General features: G+C 36.6%; 25 protein-coding genes. 20 read left to right on the top strand and 5 right to left on the bottom strand.

The annotated features are described in order from the left end of the window. Positions 1 to 134: 134 nt before the first annotated feature. Positions 135 to 434 carry a hypothetical protein gene (locus tag MKX72_RS12410; RefSeq protein ID WP_013083290.1) on the bottom strand — a complete coding sequence of 100 codons (300 nt, stop codon included), beginning with the start codon at positions 432 to 434 and terminating at the stop codon, positions 135 to 137. Between the two features lie 156 nt (positions 435 to 590). On the opposite strand from MKX72_RS12410, the gene MKX72_RS12405 reads away from it, so the two are divergent. After that, entirely contained in the window at positions 591 to 1,091 is a 501-nt protein-coding gene (locus MKX72_RS12405; protein ID WP_033579065.1) for a metallophosphoesterase family protein, read from the top strand. Between the two features lie 35 nt (positions 1,092 to 1,126). Here the strand turns inward: MKX72_RS12405 and MKX72_RS12400 are convergent, their stop codons facing one another. Then, complete coding sequence (locus tag MKX72_RS12400) at positions 1,127 to 1,351, bottom strand: hypothetical protein (protein ID WP_014459961.1); 225 nt, start codon at positions 1,349 to 1,351, stop codon at positions 1,127 to 1,129. A gap of 149 nt (positions 1,352 to 1,500) precedes the next feature. Here MKX72_RS12400 and MKX72_RS12395 point away from each other — a divergent pair, with 149 nt between their 5' ends. From MKX72_RS12395 to MKX72_RS12350, 10 genes are all read left to right on the top strand, one after another. Further along, on the top strand, positions 1,501 to 3,483 hold the full coding sequence (locus MKX72_RS12395; protein ID WP_034266353.1) for a methyl-accepting chemotaxis protein: 1,983 nt from the start codon (positions 1,501 to 1,503) through the stop codon (positions 3,481 to 3,483). A gap of 79 nt (positions 3,484 to 3,562) precedes the next feature. After that, positions 3,563 to 3,700: a hypothetical protein gene (locus MKX72_RS12390; RefSeq protein WP_014459963.1), complete on the top strand. Its 138-nt coding sequence runs from the start codon at positions 3,563 to 3,565 to the stop codon at positions 3,698 to 3,700. 198 nt (positions 3,701 to 3,898) lie between these two features. Continuing rightward, positions 3,899 to 5,335 carry an FAD-binding protein gene (locus MKX72_RS12385; RefSeq protein WP_186808526.1) on the top strand — a complete coding sequence of 479 codons (1,437 nt, stop codon included), beginning with the start codon at positions 3,899 to 3,901 and terminating at the stop codon, positions 5,333 to 5,335. Then, complete coding sequence (locus tag MKX72_RS12380; protein ID WP_033579062.1) at positions 5,332 to 5,895, top strand: MFS transporter; 564 nt, start codon at positions 5,332 to 5,334, stop codon at positions 5,893 to 5,895. Before MKX72_RS12385 ends, MKX72_RS12380 begins: the two co-directional genes overlap by 4 nt. Before the next feature lie 411 nt (positions 5,896 to 6,306). Beyond that, positions 6,307 to 6,498 carry a hypothetical protein gene (locus MKX72_RS12375; protein WP_033579060.1) on the top strand — a complete coding sequence of 64 codons (192 nt, stop codon included), beginning with the start codon at positions 6,307 to 6,309 and terminating at the stop codon, positions 6,496 to 6,498. Positions 6,499 to 6,894: 396 nt separating this feature from the next. Further along, on the top strand, positions 6,895 to 7,239 hold the full coding sequence (locus tag MKX72_RS12370; RefSeq protein WP_155008096.1) for a DUF2294 domain-containing protein: 345 nt from the start codon (positions 6,895 to 6,897) through the stop codon (positions 7,237 to 7,239). Between the two features lie 188 nt (positions 7,240 to 7,427). Beyond that, positions 7,428 to 8,222, top strand: coding sequence for a formate/nitrite transporter family protein (locus tag MKX72_RS12365; protein WP_033579058.1), 795 nt, complete (start codon positions 7,428 to 7,430; stop codon positions 8,220 to 8,222). 295 nt (positions 8,223 to 8,517) lie between these two features. Then, the gene (locus MKX72_RS12360; RefSeq protein ID WP_033579057.1) at positions 8,518 to 8,709 is read left to right on the top strand and encodes a hypothetical protein; all 192 of its coding nucleotides are present in this window, start codon (positions 8,518 to 8,520) and stop codon (positions 8,707 to 8,709) included. Positions 8,710 to 8,825: 116 nt separating this feature from the next. Further along, the gene (locus MKX72_RS12355; RefSeq protein ID WP_155008097.1) at positions 8,826 to 10,787 is read left to right on the top strand and encodes a GTP-binding protein; all 1,962 of its coding nucleotides are present in this window, start codon (positions 8,826 to 8,828) and stop codon (positions 10,785 to 10,787) included. 111 nt (positions 10,788 to 10,898) lie between these two features. Beyond that, a complete protein-coding gene (locus MKX72_RS12350) occupies positions 10,899 to 11,210 on the top strand; it encodes a hypothetical protein (RefSeq protein WP_047750914.1) in 312 nt (103 codons plus the stop codon). Between the two features lie 58 nt (positions 11,211 to 11,268). Here the strand turns inward: MKX72_RS12350 and MKX72_RS12345 are convergent, their stop codons facing one another. Then, positions 11,269 to 11,790, bottom strand: coding sequence for a hypothetical protein (locus MKX72_RS12345; protein ID WP_034266323.1), 522 nt, complete (start codon positions 11,788 to 11,790; stop codon positions 11,269 to 11,271). A 224-nt stretch (positions 11,791 to 12,014) separates the two neighbouring features. Here MKX72_RS12345 and MKX72_RS12340 point away from each other — a divergent pair, with 224 nt between their 5' ends. From MKX72_RS12340 to MKX72_RS12330, 3 genes are all read left to right on the top strand, one after another. Further along, positions 12,015 to 13,418, top strand: coding sequence for a glutamate decarboxylase (locus tag MKX72_RS12340; protein ID WP_033579053.1), 1,404 nt, complete (start codon positions 12,015 to 12,017; stop codon positions 13,416 to 13,418). Between the two features lie 214 nt (positions 13,419 to 13,632). Then, positions 13,633 to 14,640 (top strand): hypothetical protein, encoded by a 1,008-nt coding sequence (locus tag MKX72_RS12335; protein ID WP_155008098.1) that lies wholly within the window; start codon positions 13,633 to 13,635, stop codon positions 14,638 to 14,640. A 116-nt stretch (positions 14,641 to 14,756) separates the two neighbouring features. After that, on the top strand, positions 14,757 to 15,407 hold the full coding sequence (locus MKX72_RS12330) for a hypothetical protein (protein WP_098112648.1): 651 nt from the start codon (positions 14,757 to 14,759) through the stop codon (positions 15,405 to 15,407). A 47-nt stretch (positions 15,408 to 15,454) separates the two neighbouring features. On the opposite strand, the gene MKX72_RS12325 is transcribed toward MKX72_RS12330, so the two are convergent. Continuing rightward, on the bottom strand, positions 15,455 to 16,186 hold the full coding sequence (locus MKX72_RS12325) for a suppressor of fused domain protein (protein ID WP_098626527.1): 732 nt from the start codon (positions 16,184 to 16,186) through the stop codon (positions 15,455 to 15,457). 226 nt (positions 16,187 to 16,412) lie between these two features. Between MKX72_RS12325 and MKX72_RS12320 the strand changes: the two genes are divergently transcribed. The 6 genes from MKX72_RS12320 to mbcS all read left to right on the top strand — a co-directional run bounded on the left by MKX72_RS12320 (position 16,413) and on the right by mbcS (position 22,794). After that, a complete protein-coding gene (locus MKX72_RS12320) occupies positions 16,413 to 16,784 on the top strand; it encodes a DUF2750 domain-containing protein (protein ID WP_155008099.1) in 372 nt (123 codons plus the stop codon). 39 nt (positions 16,785 to 16,823) lie between these two features. After that, positions 16,824 to 17,642, top strand: a complete 819-nt coding sequence (locus MKX72_RS12315) for a TetR family transcriptional regulator (protein WP_155008100.1) — start codon at positions 16,824 to 16,826, stop codon at positions 17,640 to 17,642. A gap of 52 nt (positions 17,643 to 17,694) precedes the next feature. Further along, complete coding sequence (locus tag MKX72_RS12310; RefSeq protein ID WP_155008101.1) at positions 17,695 to 18,159, top strand: WapI family immunity protein; 465 nt, start codon at positions 17,695 to 17,697, stop codon at positions 18,157 to 18,159. Between the two features lie 30 nt (positions 18,160 to 18,189). After that, positions 18,190 to 18,870, top strand: a complete 681-nt coding sequence (locus MKX72_RS12305; RefSeq protein ID WP_098112644.1) for an immunity protein Imm33 domain-containing protein — start codon at positions 18,190 to 18,192, stop codon at positions 18,868 to 18,870. A gap of 1,487 nt (positions 18,871 to 20,357) precedes the next feature. Beyond that, positions 20,358 to 21,056 carry a hypothetical protein gene (locus tag MKX72_RS12300; RefSeq protein WP_014459981.1) on the top strand — a complete coding sequence of 233 codons (699 nt, stop codon included), beginning with the start codon at positions 20,358 to 20,360 and terminating at the stop codon, positions 21,054 to 21,056. A 157-nt stretch (positions 21,057 to 21,213) separates the two neighbouring features. Continuing rightward, on the top strand, positions 21,214 to 22,794 hold the full coding sequence (mbcS, locus tag MKX72_RS12295; RefSeq protein WP_155008102.1) for an acyl-CoA synthetase MbcS: 1,581 nt from the start codon (positions 21,214 to 21,216) through the stop codon (positions 22,792 to 22,794). 43 nt (positions 22,795 to 22,837) lie between these two features. Here mbcS and MKX72_RS12290 read toward each other — a convergent pair whose 3' ends face one another. Further along, complete coding sequence (locus MKX72_RS12290; protein ID WP_033579048.1) at positions 22,838 to 23,800, bottom strand: VanW family protein; 963 nt, start codon at positions 23,798 to 23,800, stop codon at positions 22,838 to 22,840. Positions 23,801 to 24,007 lie beyond the last annotated feature (207 nt).

Raw genomic sequence — 24,007 nt, 5'->3', positions numbered from 1 at the left:
TTCTTTCATCCGTAATTCCACTATAGCTCATTTTTATTGCTTCAACAAAATTTTATCTCTTCTTTCATCAATAAAATTTTTGCCTGTTGCACAAACGAAAAAACACACCTATAAAACAAGGTGTGTTTTTTGTATTAATGATGGTGATGCGCGTGGTGAAGGCTGCTAATCACAAATTCAGGCTCTGGAACGTGGAAATATTGAATCCATACGCCTTCTAAAAATTTCTCGCGTTTATCTAAAACGATATCGATATCTTTATCTGTTTTTACGATTTCATCATGTTCAGTCGGCGTATCGAATTTCCAATCATAATGCGCATGATCACCGTGGTCGATAGTTACATATACACGGATCATTTTTCCTTGACCTTCTGGGCTAGCCAAGGCATTTTTTAATACTTTTGCTGCGTTTCGATTAATTTTTACTTCCATTTCGAAAACTCCATTCTGTAACTTAGTATGTAAAGTATTTTCGCAAACTTAAACGAAAAAGAGAAATTTTTTGCCTGACGCTCCGTATAGAGTTGCTTCATTACAACATAATACGCTACACTACACCATATTGAATGAAAAAGGAGCGTATCATAAATGAAGATCGTTATTTTAGGTGACACTCATATCCCCAAAAGAGCGAAACATTTTCCAAAAAGACTCCTAGCCGAACTGAAAACAGCTGATGCGATTATTCATACCGGAGATTTTCAAACGATAGATGTCTACAATGAACTGCGCGTTTTTGCTCCTGTACACGGCGTGATTGGAAATGTGGACAGTGAAGAGCTTCAGCAAGTACTTCCAACTTCATTACTTCTTCCGTTTGATGATGTTACGATTGGCGTAGTCCACGGTCATGGCAAAGGAAAAACGACTGAAAAACGTGCACTTTTGGCATTTGAACATCAACAAGTCGATGCAGTAATTTTTGGTCATTCTCATATTCCTGTTCATAAACAAATTGGTGATATTACATTGTTTAATCCAGGTTCCGCTACTGACAAGCGGCGTCAAAAGCAATTTTCGTTTGGACTGCTGTACATACAAAAAGACACGCTGCACTTTGAACATGTTTTTTATGATTCTAAAGACTAAAACAAGAGGGGACTCTTGTTTTAGCACTTTTACGTTTACGTTGTGTGGTCTAAATGAGCGATATATTCGTGAAGCTTATTTTCTTCATAGTCGTTTAAGTCATGCATCGGAATAACCTGCTGAGTTTGAGGATCCGTTCCTCTTACTTCCGCAATTTTTACTCCTTCTTTATAGATATTAAAAATATCTTTTTCTTCTCCGCGCTGAACCTTTTCTGTTTCAAACATTGAAAAAGACTTGCTGTTTTTACTTTCTTCCATTAAAATCACCTACTTTTTTTATCGTACTCTTATCTTTTCACTCCCATTGTTAATTATGTATACACTCGATGACTAAAGGAATATGAAGTCTTGCCGATAGAAAGGAAGTGCACGATCACTTTTAACTACAGAGAGAGAGGCTACATAGCATGGAGAGAGTAAGAAAAAAAAGGTCCCTTAATAACTTTAAGACAAAGCTGGTGCTAGCATTTGCAGCGATCTTATTAGTGCCATCTGTTACGATAGGTGTATCAGCTTACATAACAGCGAAACATGAAATTGAAAACCAAATTATTAACACAGCACAGCAAAATGTACAGTCCATTAATTCGGTGATTGACGATACCATTGGACCAAAAATTCATGATGTAGAGTTTTTTGCATCAGTGGTAAACAACGAGCGCTACAATGAAAAAGATATGGCTACTTTAAGCAAAAATTTTAACTTATATGCTTCGCTTCATCCAGAAGCCGTCAGCATTTTTACAGGAAATCAGCAGGGGAAGTTTATTCAAGCGCCTAAAAAAGTGACACAAGCAGGCTATGATCCCAGAAAACGAGATTGGTACAAGCTAGCCATGCAAAACAAAGGGAAAACAGTTGTCACTGAACCTTATCCCTCAGCCTCTACAGGTCAAACCGTTATTACTGTAGCAAAAACAACGGCTGATGGCACAGGGGTTATTGCTTTAAATTTAGATATAAGCCGCATCAATAAAGCTGTCAGCAAAGTGAAAATCGGAGAAAAAGGATATCCATTTCTTTTAGATGGAGAAAGAAAATATATTGTTCACCCTACGGAAAAAGCAGGTACAAAAGCAACAGATTCTCTTTTTGACAAGCTTTATGCAAAGAGATCCGGATTCTTTGAATATACCTTTAACGGTGATGAAAAAAAGATGGTCTTTACGACAAATAAAACAACGAACTGGAAAGTTGCAGGCACTATGTATTCATCAGAAGTGAGTGAAGCAGCACATCCTATTTTTTACAAAACACTATTTATTATTGTAGTTTGTCTGATAATCGGGAGTCTTACCATTTTTGTGGTGTTACAATCGATTATTAAACCGCTCAAACAGCTTAAGAATCAGGCTCTAAGCGTTAGTGAAGGAGATTTGACAACAGCGATTACCGTCAATTCAAAGGATGAAATCGGTGAGTTAGGGTATGCTTTTAGTCAGATGCAAAACAACCTTCGTACATTAATTCAAAATGTTGAAATGAGTGCAGAACAAGTGGCTGCTTCTTCAGAAGAGCTAACGGCCAGTTCACAGCAAACGAGCGCTGCGACTGAACAAGTATCGGTTGCGATACAAGAAGTGGCTTCTAGTGCGGAAAAACAAACGGCTGTTATTGACCAAAATGCAGCTTCTTTAGATGAGATTGTACAAGGAGTTTATACGATTGCCAAGCGTACAGAAACTGTTTCTCAGCTATCAAATCACACAACGTCTGAAGCGGTAGAAGGGGGAAAAGCTGTGAGAGAAACGGTCGAACAAATGGAATCCATTTCTCAGTCCGTCGAGCTATCTAATACAACGATTCGTACTTTGTTTCAACGTTCAAAAGAAGTTGGAACCATTTTAGAAGTAATCAGCGGCATTGCTGCTCAAACAAATTTACTAGCCTTAAATGCTGCAATCGAAGCGGCACGAGCTGGGGAACATGGAAAAGGTTTTTCTGTTGTAGCAGCGGAAGTGAGAAAGCTGGCAGAACAATCACAAGTTTCTGCGTCTCAAATTTCTGAGCTTATTCAAGCTATTCAACAAGATACTCAGGAATCTGTACATACAATGGAGCAAGTTACAAACAAAGTTGAAGAAGGACGAACAATTTCACAAACGGCTATTCAAAAGTTCGAACAGATTCTAAGCAGCATGAATGAAACGACTCCGCAAGTAGAAGAAGTGGCTGCGACTGCTCAGCAAATTTCAGCAGCGGTTGAAGAAGTGGCTCGTACAGCAGGTGAAATGGCAATCCTTGCTAAAGGAAATGCAGCTACATCTGAAGAAGTGGCTGCATCAACTGAAGAGCAGCTGGCTTCAATGGAGGAAATTGCTGTTTCCGCACAATCTCTGTCTCAAATGGCAGAACAATTAACAGCGCTCATCAGTAAATTTAATTTGTAAACTTTCGTCAAATCGTCATAGACCTCTTTTATATTGGAAAAAGTAGAACATACACACACGAAAGAGGTGAAAGTATCTGATGGAGCAAACAAAAATGACCTTTGAGCCAGCTTCAATTAACGATGATATGCATGCGAAGCTTAAACAACTAGAAGAGCAGTTTCAACAAACGTTGGGAAAAAGAGTAGCTTTAGTTGCATACGAAGCTGAAAAATAAAAAAACAAAAAAAGAAAAGACACTAGGTCTTTTCTTTTTTTGTTTCAATAAGGTTAACATACATTAAATTACAAGCTTTTTTCATATATTTTCTCAAAATAAGTTATAATATAGTGTAAAAATACACTATATTAGTGTTATTTCACTTTTTGTATGGTATAATTTCACAGAAATAAAGAAAGGAGCTTACAGTTTGTGATGAAGAAAAACCTGTTGTTAGGATCTTTTTTATCTTTTTATCTAGTAGGTTCGTATACCTCCTATCATATTTATAAACAGCAGCAAAGCCGTCCTGTAACGGAGGATGTTGCGCAGCTTCTTCCTACAAAAGTCAAAGAAATAAAGCATGGAACCACTGAAAAACAGCTGAAAAATTGGGTGAAAACCGCTTCACAGCATCATGAAAAAATAGCGATTTCAGGCATGCAGCACAGCCAAGGAGGGCAGACATACTATCCTAATGCTATTTTACTTGATATGAAGCAGTACAATAAAATTATAGATTACAAGCCCCGTCAAAAAGAAATTACGGTTCAAAGCGGGACAACGTGGAATGATATTCAGCAATATATACATAAAGACGGTCTTGCTCTTAAAGTTATGCAATCACAAAATATTTTTACCGTTGGAGGTTCTATTAGCGTGAACGTACACGGCAGAGATATTCGATACGGTTCTTTAATGGATACGGTCAAATCTATGCGTCTCCTGCAGGCGGACGGATCTATTATCGAAATTAGCCGGACGAAACACCCCCAGCTGTTTTCTTTAGTAAACGGAGGCTACGGGTTATTTGGGGTCATTTTAGATGTGACGCTTCGTTTGACGGACGATGAATGGTACGAAGATGAAATTATTCGCTTAGATTATAGGCAGTATACAGCGTATTTCAAAAACTACGTACAGCATAATCCTGACGTTCGTATGCATATGGCGCGTATTTCTGTTTCTCCTAATCAATTGCTAACAGATATGTACGTCACAAACTACCGTTTATCTTCTCAAAATACTTCTACTGCAAACGAACCGCTCAAGACAGAAAAAATAGTGGCACTTCCTAAATTTATGCTAGGGCTGTCTCGGTATAGCGACTGGGGCAAAGATATGCTGTGGGAAACACAAAAGGCTTATTTCTTAAAACAAAATGGACGGCTTGAAACAAGAAATAATGTTATGCGTTCTGAAAGTGATTTTATGGAATACGAAAGTGCTAGCCAGACGGAAATTTTGCAAGAATACTTTGTTCCAGTTGATGAATTTGCTTCTTACATCGATGATTTACGTCAAGTGTTATCAACTGAGGAATTAAATTTATTGAACATTACCGTTCGCTATGTAGAGAAGGATAATAAAGCCGTCATGTCTTATGCAAAAGACGATATGTTTGCTCTTGTTTTACTTATTAACCAGAAAAGAGACAATCAAGGCATCTCTGATACACAAAGAGTTGTCCGAAAAATGGTGGATGTGACGCTGCAGCATCAGGGAAGCTATTACCTGCCTTACTACGGCTACCCAAGCAAGAAGCAGTTAGAAGAGGCTTACCCTCATACAACCGCCTTTTTTAATTTGAAAAGAAAATATGACCGGAACGAAACGTTCGTTAATTTATTTTATAAGGAGTATGGAAAATGACGTACAAACAACTCTTACATTCACAAAGCCTGATGATTACCGCAAGCAGTATTGTGTTTCCTTTTTACCTTTTACTGCTTCGAAATCTTGGCGACAGCTATTCACAATTTGGCTTAGCTTACGGAATTTTTGCTTTAACCGCAGCTTTGAGTCATCCGTTGATCGGTTCATGGAGTGACAGAGTAGGAGAAAAGCGCTTGCTTCTTTTATATACGTTTGGGATGGCCGTTGTTATGATTGTGATTCCCGTTTTAACAACGATCACACAGGTGTATATCATTCAAATTATAATGGGTCTGCTTGGAGCTCTTCAAAAAACAGCAGAAAAAATAGCGTTATCTAGGCAGACAGATCGTGCTCACACAGGAAAACAAGTAGGACACTATCATTTATGGACCTCTATATGGGCAGCCTTGGCCGTTATTGCAACGGGGTATATCATTGATTTTCTGACAATCGGAAGCCTTTTTTACATCACTTCGTTTATGTACGTAGCGGCAGGGGTATTAATATGGCAAAAACCAAAAACAATCGAGCTTGAACGCCACCATTCGCTGTAAAAGCATATATGGACAGGTCACCTGAATTTTTTAGTTCGTACAGTAAGATACTATAAAAAATTTATGTTCTCCCGATATAAGTACTGAAAGGAGAAACGTTTATGCAAGGTATAAGTATATCAGGGCAAGATGCATGGTCTTCTATTATAGTATCGTTCGCTATTTTCATCATTATATGGGGTCTGATTCCAGGCTTAACTATAAAGTATGTATGTAAAAGTCAAACACTAGGTATAGCAAGTTTTTTTATCGGTATTGTCTATGGAGTTAAAGCGGGTCATTTTCTTATTTAAATACGGTTTAGGTTAAATAAGGAAGCTTGGACCGCTATTAGCTAAGTGGGAGTCCCTTTTGATTCCTGTTATTTTTTTAGAGCAATTCTCCATAATAACAGTTAAAGAGGTGAATCCGATGACAGATAACAATGTTGGGTTTGGAGTTAGCGGAAGCGAAGAGACTAGAAAAAAATCTACTGTTTCTAGTAAAACTCCTATATCTAATGATGTACAACAAAATCAAAAACAAGATAACTACGAAAAGCTTAGCCATCAACTAAATTCATTATCTGATGATGAATTTAGAGCAGATCGTGATGAAGATTAAGGGCTACCTATCAAAAAAGAATATTTAAATTAAATAAAGTATTATGAAAGTAAACTAAGTGGATTCCATGACTTTAACGTGATAGCATTAAGTACTGGTACAAACATACCACTTGACTATTTTGACATGCTATCTTGTCAAAGTTCTTAGTTATTTCTTTGATAACTGAGAATTCATTTGTAACCTTTAAGTAGAGATATAAAGGTAATCCTTCACTTTAATAAGTGAAGGATTTTTTTTCATTCCGTAAAAGTTTTGCAATTGTTTGGATTAATAAGAATAAAACAGATACATTGTATACAATGTAAACGTCGTCATGTATAATGTAACTTATTCTTAGTTGAAAACTTGAATGAGCAGGACAGACATACTCGAGATAAGCGGAGGCATACACCGGTGTCTAAAAAAATACATGATTTTAATGATATTATCCGAAAGCTGCGCAAAAAACTTTTTGGAAAAGGTCCAGAACGAATTCATACTGTATTCGTTCAAAACATGGCTATTTCAACTTTGTACGGCAACTTAACGTCAGCTGAACAATTTATCGCGAGAACAACCGAAGGTAAAGAGACGGTACATATGGCAAGAACGAAGCTTATTCAAAACCTTTATGCTTCATCTCCTCCAGAAGGACTTGAAGACTTGTTAGGAGCTAAGCTGAGCTATTTATTTTCCGATATCAAAGTGGAAGAAGATATCGCCGTTTCCGTATTTGTGTTTGAAACCAATATTCAGTAGAAGAATGTAAAATACATAATTTAATTAAATGAAAGAGAAGTAGGATCTGCTTGTTTTTTATTTAGTTTTATTATAAATAATGATGACTGATATACTGTAAAGAAAGTGCAGGATTATTAGGCAGCATTCAAAAACCTTGTGTAAAAGGTGTTTTTGAGTGTTGCCTTTTTTAATTAAGGAGGAGTTTTATGGCATTTCACAAGCCGGATAAAATGTTAAACATCGCTTTAGAAGCAGGGGTTTCAAAGACGAAGTTATCCCTTTCTTCTATTCTTATGCTTGGGTTTTTAGGAGGCGCGTTTATTGCGCTTGGTTTTTTACTAGATGTGCGCGTCATTGGTAATTTACCAACTGAATGGGGAAGTTTATCAAATCTTTTAGGAGGGGCCGTCTTTCCTGTAGGTCTTATGCTGGTAGTACTTGGCGGAGCAGAGCTCATTACGGGGAATATGATGTCTGTCTCCATTGCCCTGTATGCAAAAAAAATTCCGCTTCGCCACTTGCTTTATAACTGGTTTTGGGTCACGCTTGCAAACTTTTTAGGAGCCGTATTTATTGCGTATTTCTTTGGACATATTGTCGGTTTAACAGAAACGGGGCCTTTTTTAGATAAAACGGTAGCAATTGCTCAAGCTAAAATTGACGACTCATTTTTAAAAACGCTTATTTCTGCCGTGGGCTGCAACTGGCTTGTATGTTTAGCTATTTGGCTTTCATACGGCGCTGACGACGTTACGGGGAAAATTCTTGGTATTTGGTTTCCGATTATGGCATTTGTTGCGATTGGCTTTCAGCACGTTGTAGCCAATATGTTTATTATTCCCGCCGCTATTTTTGCAGGTCATTTTACATGGATTGATTTTATGACAAATATTATCCCTACCTTTATTGGAAATATGATAGGTGGAGCTGTATTTGTAGGCCTTATTTATTTTTCTTCTTATCAACAGAAACAAAAAGAACGATTAAAAAAAGCTTCTTAATCAGGATTTATCAGTTGTCATTAAAAAAGCAGTCTCTTAGTAAAGAGGCTGCTTTTTTGATAGTGAAAGGTGAAAAAATGTACTTTTAACAATTTATGTATGATAACATATAAATCGATTAGAATATGGTACCATGAGCGTTTGAATCCACACTATTATTTTCATAATAATATTATGGTTAACTAGATGTTGATTAATACATTCGCAATTGAATATCTAGTACTACTTACTGTTTTATATGATTCATATGTAAATCATATTTAATAACTTACTAACGCTAACGGAGAGTGAAAAAATGAAGTTCATGCTTGCTGTTTTATTGATTATACTTGGTAGTATTTTAGTTGGTTTGACTAGTAACAGTCTAGGGGCGACAGGTAATAACATCATGCACTTAGCTGGAATTGGGTGCCTTATAGCAGCTATTTTTATAGCAAAAGGCAGAAAAGATACTAAACGCCGTACAAAAAGGGAATGCGATGTTTAATCACGCATTCTTTTTTGATGTGAGCAGTTTTAGGCCTTTGTCGTCCACTTTTTCTTACGATTATTATAAAATAGAAAGTAACAGCGATACATACAGCAGTAAGGTGGTATTTAACAATGAAACAATCTAACAAAACAATCGGTATTGCAGCGCATGTGGATGCAGGGAAGACTACGTTTTCGGAGCAGCTTCTTTACCACACAAAAAGTATTAAACAGCGAGGAAGAGTTGACCACAAAGACTCGTTTCTTGATACTCATACGATTGAGAAAGAACGGGGCATTACGGTATTTGCTGATCAAGGAACTTTTTCATATAACGGTTCTACTTATTATTTAATTGATACGCCTGGCCACGTCGATTTTTCACCTGAAATGGAACGTTCTATTCAAGTGATGGACTATGCGATTGTTATCTTAAGTGCAGTAGAAGGAGTTGAAGGCCATACAGAAACGGTTTGGCAGCTGCTTCAAAAACATCGTGTGCCCGTATTCTTTTTCATCAATAAAATTGATCGTGTAGGAGCAGATCCTGAACGTGTTATAAACGATATTAAACATAACTTAACCGCTGATGTTTTTGACATAACATCAGATCTTATAGATGGTTCGTTAAGTGAGGAACTTATTGAATTTATAGCTGAAAAAGATGAAGAGCTTTTGGATGCATTTATGGAAGGCAAGAATGATCAAGCTTATTGGAAAGCGGCTATGCAAAAGCTTATTCAAGCCAATCAGATTTTCCCGTGTGCTTGTGGCTCAGCTTTGCAAGACATCGGTATTGAAAGTTTTTTAGAAAAGCTCGATTTGCTATCAGAAACTCACTACTCGCAGGAAGAAGCATTTTCAGGGCGTGTATATAAAATTCGGCACGATGAAAACGGCATGCGCATCACGTTTATCAAAGCTCTAAGCGGGACACTGCAAGTGCGTGATGAAGTGGCTTATGAAAAAAACGGAGAGCTATACGAAGAAAAAATCACTCAAATTCGTGCTTATAACGGAAGCACATTTAAAAACGTAAATGAAGGTTCAGCCGGCGAACTTTTTGCAGTTACAGGATTGACTTCAGCATCCGTTGGAGACGGTCTTGGAACGTTAAAAGAAAGCCGCTCCTACGAACTTTTGCCTACGTTAAAATCAAAAGTTGTTTTTGAGCCTTCTGTTCATCCAAAAGAAGGAATTAAACTTTTTCAACTATTAGATGCCGAAGATCCTTCTTTACATGTGACGTGGGAAGAAAGGGCTCAAGAGCTTCATATTCATGTGATGGGAGCCATTCAGCTTGAAGTTCTTGAAAAACTGATAAAAGAACGTTTTAATATAAACGTACAGTTTGAAGAACCAGAAATTTTGTACAAAGAATCCATTGAAAATACAGTGATGGGCTACGGGCATTTTGAACCGTTGAAACACTATGCAGAAGTTCACTTGAAAATAGAAGCAGCGGAACGAAACAGCGGAATTACCTTTGAAAATGCTTGTCACGCCGATGATTTATCCGTTGGGTATCAAAATCTAGTCCGTCAGCATATATTTGAAAAGCCGCATCACGGTTTGCTAACGGGGTCGCCTATTACTGATTTAAAAGTGACGTTATGTACCGGACGAGCTCACAACAAGCATACAAGCGGTGGAGATTTTAGAGAAGCAACGTACCGAGCATTACGACAAGGGTTAGAAAAAGCCAAAAGTATTGTGCTAGAACCGTATTATGACTTTAAAATTAAAGTGGATATTGATCAAATGGGGAGGGTATTAGCTGATGTTCAAAGCGCACACGGCCGCTTTGATTCTCCTGTAACAACCGAAAACAAAGCGATTATTACAGGGAAAGTTCCTGTTGCTACTTTTATGAACTACGGTTCGACGCTAGCATCTTTTACGCACGGAAAAGGAGCGATGTCTCTATTATTCGGAGGGTATGAACGTTGTCATAATGAAGAAGAAGTTATTGAACGAATCCGCTACAATAAAGAGGCAGATCCGGAATACAGCTCATCCTCTGTCTTTTGCGCCAAAGGACAGGGATATACGGTTCCTTGGAAAGAAGCAGAAGAAAAAATGCACTGTTTATAACAAGCACTGTAGCAATTGCTACAGTGCTTTTTCTCCATACCTTACCTTTACAATAAAAACCACATTATAGTATAGTTTACTTATATTTCTAAAAAATGAGGTGATAGAAACGTGGATGCTACTGTTAAAACAACTAAAAGCGGGATAATAGGTGGGGTTCTTGGAGGAATTTCACTTTTATATGTTATTATTAATACTTTATTGATCCTTAACTTTTTTACAGGACTTGTTGCGGCTGAAAAGCTTCAAGGCCTTCCTATTATCGCACCTATCTTTTTAGTTCCGCTCATGGTTGTTCCTGCAATTATTGGTTTTTTTATAAAAAAAGACAAGCTCTGTCTATGGGCGATTATTTTAAATATCATCTTGTTTCTTGTACCAATTGGCTACCATGTCATCGGTACGTTAGTATTCGGTCCTTAATCAAAAAACGAACAAACTTCAATATAAAGTTTGTTCGTTTTTTGATATCACATAACCACTATTGAGCCGGAGCAGTAGCTGTACTGCTGTTTTCGTCTTTTACCATCATCCTTACACCTTGTACAACCGCAATTCCTTCCCACTTATCAAGATCAGGTTCGAGAAATTCTAAAGCAAACGTGTGTGGACGTAATGACAGAAACGAAGAAAGTGTGCGGACTTGAATGACAGGAACGCCGGAACGCAAAACGTCAAATTTACGATCTGTTATATTCCCCGTAATTTCATATGTATCGCCGTCGTTTCTAATATAAAGATACTTCTTTTTAAAAAAAGTGAATTTCCGTTGAATCATTCCAACTTCATTTCCGTGGTGATCTGAAATAATCAGCTTTGGCATAAGGGCAAACATTTTAGATTTACCTGTAAACACGGTCTCTTCGTTTTTCAAAATCTCAAATTTATTAGCAATAGATAACTTATATGCGACATTTCCAACAATGTCTTGTGATTCATTATAAATAGGAGATTCACCTAATTCGAAAAACTTGTCTTGCAAAATAATTCCTTGTTTCTCCATCTAAAAACCTCCTTTAGAATATATTACCATATCTTACACCTTTTGAGTTTGATAAGACTATTTTCATGGGTATTATTAAATAAAGTTCGTCCTTACGTGCTGCGAATAATGAAAAGAATGAAAATAGGTTTCAAAGCTCATAATGTGTAAAGGAGACCTGCTTGTTACAACACCAGGTGGAACGTAAAGCAATTTGTTAGATATACATAAGGAGATGATACTTTATGCCTCAATGGCATCCGCATCGTGAACAAAAAAATTTACCTGATGAATTTCCTGTTAATCCGCTTTTTTCTCGACAAGGAGAAGTGACGATTCCAAGGCTTCGTATTAGTGATCAAGGTATGCTTCCCGAAACAGCTTATCAAATCATTCATGATGAAATTGCTTTAGACGGGAATGCCCGCTTAAATTTAGCTACCTTTGTTACTACGTGGATGGAGCCTGATGCAAAGCGTTTGTACGGCGAATCTTTTGATAAAAATATGATTGATAAAGATGAGTATCCGCAGACAGCGGCTATTGAAGAGAGATGCGTACGTATTTTAGCGGATTTGTGGAATTCTCCTAATCCAGATACAACGATGGGCGTTTCAACTACGGGTTCATCTGAAGCATGTATGCTTGGCGGACTTGCGTTAAAAAGACGCTGGCAAAAACTGCGTAAAAGTAAAGGGCTATCAACAGAACGGCCGAACATTGTATTTAGTTCATCCGTTCAAGTGGTATGGGAGAAATTCGCAAACTATTGGGACGTAGAGCCTCGTTATGTGAACATTAATGAAGATCATCCTTATTTAGATGCAGAAGGCGTCATTAATGCGGTTGATGAAAATACAATTGGTGTCGTACCGATTCTTGGAGTCACATATACAGGAGTTTACGAACCAATTGCTGCTATCGCAAAAGCATTGGATGAGTTACAGGAGAAAACAGGGTTAGATATTCCTATCCACGTAGACGCTGCTTCTGGAGGTTTTATCGCTCCGTTTCTTCAACCAGACCTTATCTGGGATTTCCGCTTGCCGCGAGTAAAGTCCATTAACGTATCGGGACACAAGTACGGTTTAGTCTATCCTGGCTTAGGATGGGTGATTTGGAGAGAAAAAGAAGACTTGCCTGAAGATCTTATTTTCCGCGTTTCTTACTTAGGAGGCAACATGCCAACTTTTGCACTTAACTTCTCTAGACCAGGAGCACAAGTCCTTTTACAGTACTACAATTTCTTACGTTTAGGTAAAGAGGGCTATTATGCCGTGCAAAAAACCTCCCAAGAAAACGCGCTGTTTCTCAGCAAAGAAATTGGAGAAATGGACGCATTCGAAATTATCGCCGATGGTTCAGATATCCCGGTTCTTGCTTGGAAACTAAAAGAAGGATACACGCCAAACTGGACTCTTTATGACCTGTCTAGACAACTGCGCACGTATGGATGGCAAGTGCCTGCTTATCCACTCCCAGCAGACATGGAAGAAATCACAATCATGCGCATTGTTGTTAGAAATGGATTTTCAAGAGACCTTGCTCATTTATTTATGGTTAATTTCAAACAAGCCGTTGAATTTCTTAACTCATTGGATAGACCTGTTCTTAAAGACACGAAATACGACAATGGATTTCATCATTAACATCGATTACGAACACACAAAGCCGTGTTATGAAAAGTACATGGCTTTGTGTTTTTTTATGCATAAAAAGATAATCTTTTCAAAAAAATACCATAAATCAAACAAGAAAATATTCTTATATTTTCTTAATTTTGGTATAATAACCCCTAAGGTTTTATAGTTCTTTAGAATTATATAAAACCTAAAAAAAGATAAAAAAAGGGGATAATAGTCTATGAAAATGTTGAAAGTTGCTTTTGGTATTCCGTTGTTAGCCGTATTGCTAGCAGGGTGTAGTGATGAGTCCAGTGAAACGGTATCGCAAAAAGAAGAGTCTGCAGAGAAATCAACAGCGGTTCATACGAAAGAAAACGGCAACAAAACGGCTGTAAAAGAATCATCGCCAAATACATTACAAACAAAAGCATCAACCATTAAAAAAGCCGTTAATTCTAAAGAAGCTGATCGCGATTACTTATTAAACGTAATGAATGGTTATCAGTATATCCAAGTAGGTGACAATCAGTATATTTACTACGGGATTAATCAAGAGCAAAATGTTTTTTGTATGATGGAAGTTAATTTTGACGCCAGTGGTGATTATGTAGAAAACATCAATTTTGTTGATAATGCTTCAGAAGAACAAATTGCTTTGCTTCAAAACCAAATACAAGAACAACAAAAGCAATTATCAGACCTTGAGCAGCAGCAAATGGAAAAAGAATTAGATGATTACTACGCGCAGCTAGAAGAAGACCGACAAAAAGAAGAAGAGGCGCAGGCCAAGGCTGATGCAGAAGCTGAAGCTCAGGCAGAAGCAGATCGCAAAGCGGAAGAAGAACGTTTAGCAGAAGAAGAGAAGAAACAGCAGGAGGAAGAGGAAGCTCAGGCAAAAGCGGATGAGGAAGAAGCTCAGGCTGATTCGGAAGATGAGGCGCAAACAGAATCAGAATCAGAGCAAGAAGAAGATACAGAAACCCTTGAGGAAGAGGAACCAGCCGAACAAACAGTTTCCCAAGAGCAAGCTATCCAGCTAGTTCGTGACCAACAAGGCATATCTGAAGATTCACCTCTTCTTGTAGAATACGATCACCTTGACGACTCAGGAAACTATATTATCCATGTTTATGAAAATGTTGTGGATAATGAAGATACAGGAGAGGAACATACAGCTACACAAGGTTGGTATCAAGTAAGTCCTAGTGATGGGTCAATTACTGATGTTACGGTAGATGGTTACTAATAAAAAGAAAAAAGGTTTATTAAAAGAAGCGTTCCTAACTAAAAGGGAGTTGCTTCTTTTTTAAGGTATAATTTCATAGAATATATTTCTAAATTATGCACAAAAGGAGAAATCAGATGAAAAAACGTTATATATTCGCACTGCTTGCTCTCTTTCTACTCACGACCGCTTGCCAAAATCCCTCTCCACCTGTGGATAAAACGAGCGGACTAAGTAAAAAAGATGCTCACGAGTTAGGAAATCACCTTGAACTTGTGAAAGTGGATGTATCGATTGTTACGGATAAACGTTTAGTTGGTTCAACCATTATCACAGAAGGAAAAGACAAAGGAAAAGAGCTCGTGCCTACTAGTTTATATTACGAAATCGACTTAAAAAACACAGGTAAAAAACGCGTTGGGAAAGAACATCCGGACAAAGGAATTGAAATGGAAATTCAGCCTCATATACCATTAAAAAATGCACTAGAAGAGAGCGTTGGCTTCAATGTATTTAATCCTGATGATAATCAAGATAGGTCTGGACTGGGATATGGTTTTTCGTCTCCTAGCATTCTCAAATATAATGAACAAGGAAATTTTACTTTGAATTATGATTTAGGGTTTAAAGGTTCAACTAATAAAGAGCAAGCTTCTCCTTTGAAAGCATCTGACCAACAGTTAAAAAAGCTAGAACTACAACTTTTAGATGGAGTTTTAGTTGTCAAGCAAGAAAAACAGGTGTTAGCCAAATTTGATATGAAAACTAAAAAGAGAATTGAAAAATAATAAACAACGGTAACATGGTAAAAGCCTACTTGACTAAGTAGGCTTTTTTAGAACCACATTTTTTTACATACGTTTTTACGATGAATGTCATATATTTGGCTGATGCCGTGTTTATCAAATTTATCAAGTAGCTTATCAGTTCCACGCTTCATTTTATAGTTCATTTCACTTTCGTAAAGAGGAAGTACATTATAGAACTCAACATCTTTTCCTTCACGGATATGAACGCTCCAGGCTTCTTCTTCAGTTAGTGGAGGGAGTAAAAGAGAAGCACAAAGCTTTGTATTAGAGCTAAATGGTTTAATTGGGTTGTCATTTTGAATCGTGTGGCCAAACCCTACCCATGTATCTAATTCATGGGGGAAGCGAGCTAAAAATTTTAAATTTTCAATTGGCCAATATATTTCTTCTTGCTTAAATCCTTCTTTTGAAAGGTCCCATTCTGGTGGTAAAAAACAAAGGAGTTCAGTATAACGACCACCTTCGACTTCTGGCGGAGTATTCATTGCCTTATCACTCATTCCTTGAGTAATAAGCGTATGGTAAGGACGTTCTTCACTAGGTGCAATATGATAGACATCTACATGTACAAGATGAGACATAATTTCATGATAGACCATATAAATAGGTCCAAAATAACGTTCAATATGAGCTTCCATAATCTCTCTTGCTTCTTCATCTATGTCAACATTTGGATCAAAATCCTTACCTGAACCTTTATGAGTGTATAAAACATCCCCTGATTCTGTGTATTCATATTTATCTTCATTGTTTGACATGCTTTTAATTCCTTTCTATCTAGTAATTAGATAAATCAGCTATTTTAAAAGGTAAATAACCTATTTTGGTGATAACCTATGATAGACTTATATTACCATAATCACCTAAATAAAGTTAGTTAGGATTATTCAGTTAAAGCAGGAGGCAGTGGCAGCAGAAAGTAATTAAAGTTATCAGGGATATTTTATTGCTTAAAAACATAACAAGGAAACGAGGAGATTAGCAATGGAACTTGACCTAACTGTAAATTCGAAGAGACGCTACGCAAATTTTGTTAAAAGAGTTTCAGAAAGCACTGTGGTCTGGGGATTAAAAAGTGAAGACGGCTGGTGCGTATGTGAATCGAATAAATATGAAAAGACAGTCGTTATGCTTTTTTGGTCGGATGAAGCATATGCAAAGCAATGTGCAGTAGAAGGATGGTCACATTATAAATCAGCATCTATACCGTTGGAGGAATTTATGGATAATTGGCTATACGGAATGAATGACGACGATTTGTTAGTTGGTGTTAACTGGAATGCCAAGTTAATTGGGTTAGAAGTCGACCCGTATGATTTATTGACAGAATTAGAAGACTTGTTAGAAAAACAGTAGATTTACTTTTCTTTTTTATAATATAAGGAGTGACCAAGTTTGAACATTGAAGCGGCGACTATTTTTAGTATTGAACCTGATGACACTTATTTAACTATTATTGATGCAGATTATAGAGATGAATATGGACTAGTCTTAGTTCAAAAACCTCATAATAAATTCGAACTGTCTGTAAACGGTACTACACTTTATCCACGTTTAAAAATAAACTATCCTTTTGTCAGATGGATTGATTATAAGCATTTTTTGATAATGAATGCCAGAACCAAGGGAGAAGAGCACAATCTTTTTATTATGAATATTGCTGGAGAAGTCATTCGGTCATTTTATTGTGGAGATGCTGTACAAGACATAGCTGTTAGTAAAGATGGAATATGGTGCAGCTATTTTGACGAAGGCGTTTTTGGTGAAGGGATATCAACAGAAGGGTTAGTATTATTTGATAATACAGGTTCACCAACTTTTCAATATCATTCTCATTTACCAGATGCTCCGTCCATTGCAGATTGCTATGCAATTTGCAGAGGTAAAAATATGACACTTTGGCTATATCCATATACAGATTTTGAGTTAATTCAAGTAAATCCCGAGAAAAATTCCTTCATTGTACATCAAACTCCTGAAACGTTACATGGATCACAAGCAATAAGTATTAGAGGAGAATATAGCTATTTTTACAGTCCATACAATAAGGGAGGAGCATTATACAGTTGGAAAGCAGGAGAGAGTAGTTTTAAAAAAATAGGTAAGTTAAGCGGAACCCTTAGAGGGCTAGATACAAGGCAAAAAGCTCATTTTATAGGGATTGAGGAAAAGAACATAAAAGTTTACACCATCATGAACCCAAAAGAGTATTAAAACATAAGTTTAGATTATCTAAAAATTTTATTTATAAAACGAAGGAGTTTCCATGGAACAAAATTACTTTTCTAACTATCCGTTTGCAGAATTGTCTGCACAGGATGGACTTTCTTGTCTTAAGATTTGTACTTATGCATACGCGTACCCAGAAGCAGATAACATCCATGATGCAGATTGGCATAAAAATTATCTTACATTTAATATTCCTGCATTTAAAGCTGAAATTGACGAGGTTATTTTAGAAGGGCGTACAATAAAGTACTATCTTAACGAGTTAAAGAAATTCTCAGCTTTAAAGCAGAAGAAAGTACTTTTTGAACCCACTGAACCCTATTTTGGTTTCACATTGACTATGAATGGAAGAAAAAATGTTAGTGTAGATGGGTTTATACAGTATCCCGCTGGCTGTGGAACAGAACTAAAGTTTGAATTTGAAACAGATTTAACTTACATAGATGCGTTTATTCAAGGGTTAGAATCCATTTTAATTCAGTATCCAATTAAAGAAATTTAAATTATATAAATCAAAGAGGTAATGTATTGTATGAAAAATTGGTTCAAAAAACATGCTAACAATAAAAAAATTGAGGATAATACACCTTGGCAATTAGATAACGTTTACAAAAGAAACAAAGAATCTCCTTATACATTTTACAAGCCAAGCAAAGCGGTGACGGATAAATTAAAAGCGGGAGACCTGGTGAAGTTAGTTTTCTTTAGTGATTCAGATACAGATGGTTACAAAGGAGAAAGAATGTGGGTGGAAATTACGGATAGAAACAAAGAGAACTTTGTTGGAAAGCTTGATAATGAACCTTATCATTTAAAGAGCTTAAAACTTGGTCAAATCCTGCATTTTGGCACTGAACATATTTGTGATACTGAATATGAAGACGATGACGCTGAAAAGATGGACTATTACTTTAATGCTCTCGTAACAGTTAGCAATGATGTTTTAGAAAGAAACGAGTTTAATTTTCTGTTAAAGGATAAACCAAATGAACCGAATGATTCAGGATGGGTTATCTTTAGCGGATACGAAGAAGATGAGTTCAACAGTAATCCAGATAATTTTCAAATTGTAGCTCTAGGAGTTGTTTTAAATGTTGATGACTCAATTTTAGCTTTTATAAATGAAACACCGCTATGTGCTTACGAAAGAAATGAGTTTGGGCAATTTAACAAAATTCATGACTACGATTGGGAAACATACCTTAGTGAGTGAAGCCTTGAAACTAGTAACTTGAAAAGTTTGTATGACAAGCGGATGGAGGGGAAGAAGTTATTCTTTTTCCTTTTTTTGCGCTTCTACATTAAATCAACTACTATCACACTGATTCATAGCTACTGTAAACTTGTGATGCAAAATTGTAAAGTTCTAGGATAAACCATAAGGAAATTACTTAATTACATATAAAATGATACGTACTGGCGTATTCAGGCAATTGCGATTAAGTGAGCGGCCATTTTAACCATTTCTAAGATATAATCCATAGCTTGTACATAATTTAATTCATTTGACCTTAAGCGCGTCATTCAGTAGATTCTTAAGAGTTCTGTTTACAACCCGAAAATTAAAATCCCGAGAGCAAAAACAGCTGATTTAAAAGGAACCTACACACTTTAAAGGAAAAGCAAAGTATTCCAAGGATCTAAGAGTAAGGGAGACCCTAACGATTTTATTTCTTTTTCTAGTTTACATAATATATATTCTAGGAACCAATTGATAAAACACAAATTCTGTCTCATTATAAAAGTATACTTGTTATATTGAGACAGAATTTAAAAATGAGATAGGGTTCGTATTTATATGATCTAACTCACTAAACTAATTAGCAACAAGATTTGTTCTAATTGAACAATTGCAGATATGATTTTATAGAAATACATATGAATTTCACCAGTTTATTTTTAGGATTGATCAGTTCGATTGATGTTTAGATTATATTTAGAGAGTTTGAAAAATGAATGACTTATATAAATTAAATTTTACACTCATTCATTTTTTCTCATCGTATTCTCAATGAACCTTTTGCAAAACGATGAAATCTGTTTGTAATTAATATCTTAAGGATTTATTTGCTACTGAACGTATATTTTTCATTTAGTACATATGTTTGCATTAAATGGATTTTTATTCATAAACAAAAGTAAAAACCTCGTATTTTCTGTAATAAAATACAGTTATAAGTATTTTTATTCTACCTAATTCCTTGTTAAAATCACTATAAACCCCTTTCCTATCAGCTTTTTAGTGATTTTAGTTGTAGTTTCCTTTTTCATCGGGTATAATATTAAACAAATAGATGACGGTATAAATTGGATGTCATTATCCAGTTTTAAAGGAGCGATACTCATGAACATTACAATTTATTATGGAAATCATGAAGATAAAACAATTCACACAATGGATTGTCACGTAGATATCGATTTAGATGATGAAGATATGGTAGCTTTAACAGAAGCTCGTTAATGAATATATAAAAGGCTGTGGATGCTTTTCATCTGCAGCCTTTTATTTTTTTGCTCCCCCTCTTCTTTTCCACCTTTTAATGACCGCTGCGTTTTAAGATCATTAGCTACTTTTATTATAAAATTTCAAATTCTCCGTTAACTTCTCTTTACTTTTCGACACATTTTTTGTATCATTAGACAAGAGCATATGTTCGATTTATTTTTTATCGTATTGATGATCACAAGGAGTGTTTTTGAATGACGGTACGAAAAAGAAAAAGAAAGAAGCTCCCTCCTACCCTATCCAATACAGGCTTTATTGGAGCAACGTTTGCTGATACAGATGAATTAGCACGCAACGAATATCACTTTCCTCGCAAACAAATGAAAATTACCCATCATGTCTTAGATGCTTTGCTTCAAGGGGCAACGCACTTATTTCAACAGCATAAAGTTGAAGCCGCTATCTCATGCGTGTATCTGCCCAAGTACAAAAAGATCGGTTTGGTTCTTTCTAAACAACCTTTTGGCCGCGATGAAGGCATTGGGTATTTTATTAATTACTTAAAGGAAATCGGACATATTGAATGGGATGAAAAAACGAAAGACTACGAAATACATAATACGAGTTTTATCGGCGTGGTATTTGCAGATCTAGAAAAAATTGCTAAGTTCACCTTCGACTTTGAGTTAGAATTACTGTCGAAGTTCGTCAAGGACTTAATTATTCCCGCTAAAGAGCTATTCTTGCAGCATAATGTAAAAGCGTATCTCTCAGGCGTTGAAAATGAAGATCAGCATAAAGTAGGGTTTGTTTTATCGATTAAGCCTTATGATGAACGTAAGGAAGCAGACTTATATTTTGTGGAATACTTAAAAGAACGTGGTTTATACGAAGAGGACGAGTCTGAAGAAGAGCTAGTACCTATTCATACAAAATGGAGCTTATTTAAATAACATATGTTATACCCGCTGTCGTAATAAGACAAGCGGGTCTTTTTTTTGCTTTTTTACTAAAACCCAAAACAAATTAGTAGCAAGTACTAATAGTTAGTAATATAATAATAGTAATGATAAAAAATCATTGATATCTATAATATAAGGAGTCGTTTTTATGATTCAACTAAAAGATTTAGTTCCAAGTGAACATTACAACTTAACAGAGGAAATTGAAAAACATGCATCTGATCAGCTTGCGCTAAAGTGGCAGGACGCTGACGGTGTGCGTGAGGAAATTACATATAACCAGCTGTTAGCAAAAGCAAATAAGGTGGCAAACGGGCTAACGGAGCTAGGATTAACAAAAGGTGATCACGTGTTGGTTATCGCACCTCGCCTTATTGAATCGTATGCTATTTACTTAGCATGTTTAAAAGCAGGTATTATTGTAATTCCTTCTTCAGAACTATTACGCGCAAAAGATATCCAATATCGTTTACATCACGCTGAAGCAAAAGCGATTATTTCTTACCATCCTTTCTGCAATGAGATCGATAAGATTGAAAACTTCCCTACTTCTCTACAACATAAAATTACATTTGGTGCTGATGTTACGTCGTGGACGCGCTTAGAGTCACTTACAGTGGATGCATCACAACAGTTCCAAGCAGCTAACACAACTAAGGATGATACGGCATTCCTTCCTTATACATCTGGTACAACAGGACAGCCAAAAGGCGTTGTTCATACTCATGGATGGGCTTATGCTCACCTTCGTATCGCTGCTGCTGAATGGTTAGATATTAAAAAAGGCGATACGGTCTGGGCAACAGCAGGTCCTGGTTGGCAAAAATGGATTTGGACTCCGTTTTTATCTGTACTTGGACAAGGTGCAACAGGCATTATCTATAACGGACGTTTTGAACCTAAAAAGTTTTTAGAAATTTTACAGGATGAACAAGTAAACGTACTGTGCTGCACGCCAACAGAGTATCGCTTTATGGCTAAAATTGATGAACTTGAACGTTTTGACCTGTCTCACCTTCATAGCGCTGTATCTGCCGGAGAACCGCTAAATGAAGAAGTAATTAATGTGTTTAAAAAATATTTTAATATCCAAGTACGTGATGGATACGGCCAAACGGAAAATACCCTTTTGATTGGTACCTTAAAAGGTGTAAAAACGAAGATTGGTTCAATGGGTAAACCAATGCTTGAAGGGTTTGTAGAAATCATTAATGAAGACGGCGAGCCTTGTGAGCCTGGAGAAGTTGGAGACATTGCCGTTCGTAGAGACCTCCCTTCTCTTTTCAAGCACTACTATAAAGACATGGAGCGCACTGAGAAAACGTATAAAGGAAACTACTATTTAACAGGTGACCGCGCTTCTAAAGATGAAGAGAACTATTACTGGTTCCAAGGACGCGGAGATGATATTATTATCAGTTCCGGCTATACAATTGGGCCGTTTGAAGTTGAAGATGCGTTAATTAAGCATCCAGCAGTGAAAGAATGTGCCGTTGTAGCTAGTCCAGATGCTGATCGCGGCCATGTAGTAAAAGCGTATGTTGTTCTTGTTGATCATGTAAAAACAACAGATACAGGGTTTATTAAAGAGCTGCAAAATCACGTAAAAACTCTTACTGCACCTTACAAGTATCCTCGCGTAATTGAATTTATTGATGAATTACCAAAAACTAATTCAGGTAAAATTCGACGTGTGGAACTTCGTGAACGAGAGCAACAAAAAGCATAATAAATGAAAAAAAGACGTATCTGTTAGGATACGTCTTTTTTTATTAGATAGCACGCTGTGAAGTACGAACATCTACCGTTAAAACACCTGTATTTACGTTTGCATATGCTTTAATGATGACAGGATAATCTTTGTTGTTTGTGAACTTAAAATCAGGTCCTCCCCACGATACGGTCGCATCTCTTCCCGCAGGTACATAACCTACATGTTTTGAATGGTGAGACCTAGCTGTCACTTGAAGACCAGCGCCGTCAATCGCATTAAATAACGTAGAAGATGTTTGACAAATACCTCCGCCAATTCCCATCACCAGCTGTTTATTGATAATTTCAGGAGCAGGCTGATAGCCTCTTTCTGCTGTGCGCTCCCCAACTGTTTGATTATAAGAAAATGAATCTCCTGGTCCTAACACAACGTTATTAATTGCTTCTGCTGATAGCTGAACATTTCTGTTTCTGCTTGTATCACTTGGACGAAAACGTGTAGAATACGAAGCTAATGATACATCGGCGATCCCTTGAGCAGATGCTGCCGTGACATTTGGAGCGGTTTCGTATATCGGAACCTTTACCTCCAATTGTTTCGTATTTAAGTTCTGCAGATTTTTAACAAGTTCTGCTTCTTTTAAGATGATTTGCTTGGATCCGCCAGTCAACGATCCATTTTCATCTATTTTTATGTTTTGCATAGGTGTATCGATCCCTTTTGCCAGCTCAGACGCTAACTGTTTAATTTCTTGATCATATACACCTTTATCCTTGTAATGAACCGGCTTGAATTCTTTCATTACTTCTCCTGTACGAGAATCTTTTAACTGATACGTCAGTTCTTCGACTTTAAGGACTGGCTTTTTCTTTTTCTCAGCCTTTTTTTCTGGTTTTTTAGCCGCTTGTTTTTGTTCTATCGCAGCTGTTTGCTTTGCGGAATGATTTGTATACATGCCGTACGCAATAAACGCACTAACAATTGTCGCCCCAAGCAAGAGCGCCCCTAAGACTTTCTTCATGTAATTGAATCCCCCCATATCTCGGCTTTACCTCAATATGTTTTTTCTATAAAAATATGTATACATTCATTTTATACAAACATCTTATAAAAGACGATCTGCCAAAGTGAATAATCACCATTTTTTATATTTTTTTCTTTATTCAACACATGAGGTAAAGCGGAATGATGTTCATAGACCCCATTTTTTCTTATGAACTCAATAGAA

The sequence above is a fragment of the Priestia sp. FSL R5-0597 genome (assembly GCF_038006305.1).
GTDB classification, from domain to species: Bacteria; Bacillota; Bacilli; order Bacillales; family Bacillaceae_H; genus Priestia; species Priestia zanthoxyli.
This window is presented reverse-complemented; position numbering and strand designations above follow the sequence as displayed.

Bases quoted from the DNA above. Each gene is read 5' to 3' on its own strand.
- MKX72_RS12410 (WP_013083290.1), bottom strand. From the start codon at position 434: ATGGAAGTAAAAATTAATCGAAACGCAGCAAAAGTATTAAAAAATGCC.
- MKX72_RS12405 (WP_033579065.1), top strand. From the start codon at position 591: ATGAAGATCGTTATTTTAGGTGACACTCATATCCCCAAAAGAGCGAAA.
- MKX72_RS12400 (WP_014459961.1), bottom strand. From the start codon at position 1,351: ATGGAAGAAAGTAAAAACAGCAAGTCTTTTTCAATGTTTGAAACAGAA.
- MKX72_RS12395 (WP_034266353.1), top strand. From the start codon at position 1,501: ATGGAGAGAGTAAGAAAAAAAAGGTCCCTTAATAACTTTAAGACAAAG.
- MKX72_RS12390 (WP_014459963.1), top strand. From the start codon at position 3,563: ATGGAGCAAACAAAAATGACCTTTGAGCCAGCTTCAATTAACGATGAT.
- MKX72_RS12385 (WP_186808526.1), top strand. From the start codon at position 3,899: ATGAAGAAAAACCTGTTGTTAGGATCTTTTTTATCTTTTTATCTAGTA.
- MKX72_RS12380 (WP_033579062.1), top strand. From the start codon at position 5,332: ATGACGTACAAACAACTCTTACATTCACAAAGCCTGATGATTACCGCA.
- MKX72_RS12375 (WP_033579060.1), top strand. From the start codon at position 6,307: ATGACAGATAACAATGTTGGGTTTGGAGTTAGCGGAAGCGAAGAGACT.
- MKX72_RS12365 (WP_033579058.1), top strand. From the start codon at position 7,428: ATGGCATTTCACAAGCCGGATAAAATGTTAAACATCGCTTTAGAAGCA.
- MKX72_RS12360 (WP_033579057.1), top strand. From the start codon at position 8,518: ATGAAGTTCATGCTTGCTGTTTTATTGATTATACTTGGTAGTATTTTA.
- MKX72_RS12355 (WP_155008097.1), top strand. From the start codon at position 8,826: ATGAAACAATCTAACAAAACAATCGGTATTGCAGCGCATGTGGATGCA.
- MKX72_RS12345 (WP_034266323.1), bottom strand. From the start codon at position 11,790: ATGGAGAAACAAGGAATTATTTTGCAAGACAAGTTTTTCGAATTAGGT.
- MKX72_RS12340 (WP_033579053.1), top strand. From the start codon at position 12,015: ATGCCTCAATGGCATCCGCATCGTGAACAAAAAAATTTACCTGATGAA.
- MKX72_RS12335 (WP_155008098.1), top strand. From the start codon at position 13,633: ATGAAAATGTTGAAAGTTGCTTTTGGTATTCCGTTGTTAGCCGTATTG.
- MKX72_RS12330 (WP_098112648.1), top strand. From the start codon at position 14,757: ATGAAAAAACGTTATATATTCGCACTGCTTGCTCTCTTTCTACTCACG.
- MKX72_RS12325 (WP_098626527.1), bottom strand. From the start codon at position 16,186: ATGTCAAACAATGAAGATAAATATGAATACACAGAATCAGGGGATGTT.
- MKX72_RS12320 (WP_155008099.1), top strand. From the start codon at position 16,413: ATGGAACTTGACCTAACTGTAAATTCGAAGAGACGCTACGCAAATTTT.
- MKX72_RS12310 (WP_155008101.1), top strand. From the start codon at position 17,695: ATGGAACAAAATTACTTTTCTAACTATCCGTTTGCAGAATTGTCTGCA.
- MKX72_RS12305 (WP_098112644.1), top strand. From the start codon at position 18,190: ATGAAAAATTGGTTCAAAAAACATGCTAACAATAAAAAAATTGAGGAT.
- MKX72_RS12300 (WP_014459981.1), top strand. From the start codon at position 20,358: ATGACGGTACGAAAAAGAAAAAGAAAGAAGCTCCCTCCTACCCTATCC.
- mbcS (WP_155008102.1), top strand. From the start codon at position 21,214: ATGATTCAACTAAAAGATTTAGTTCCAAGTGAACATTACAACTTAACA.
- MKX72_RS12290 (WP_033579048.1), bottom strand. From the start codon at position 23,800: ATGAAGAAAGTCTTAGGGGCGCTCTTGCTTGGGGCGACAATTGTTAGT.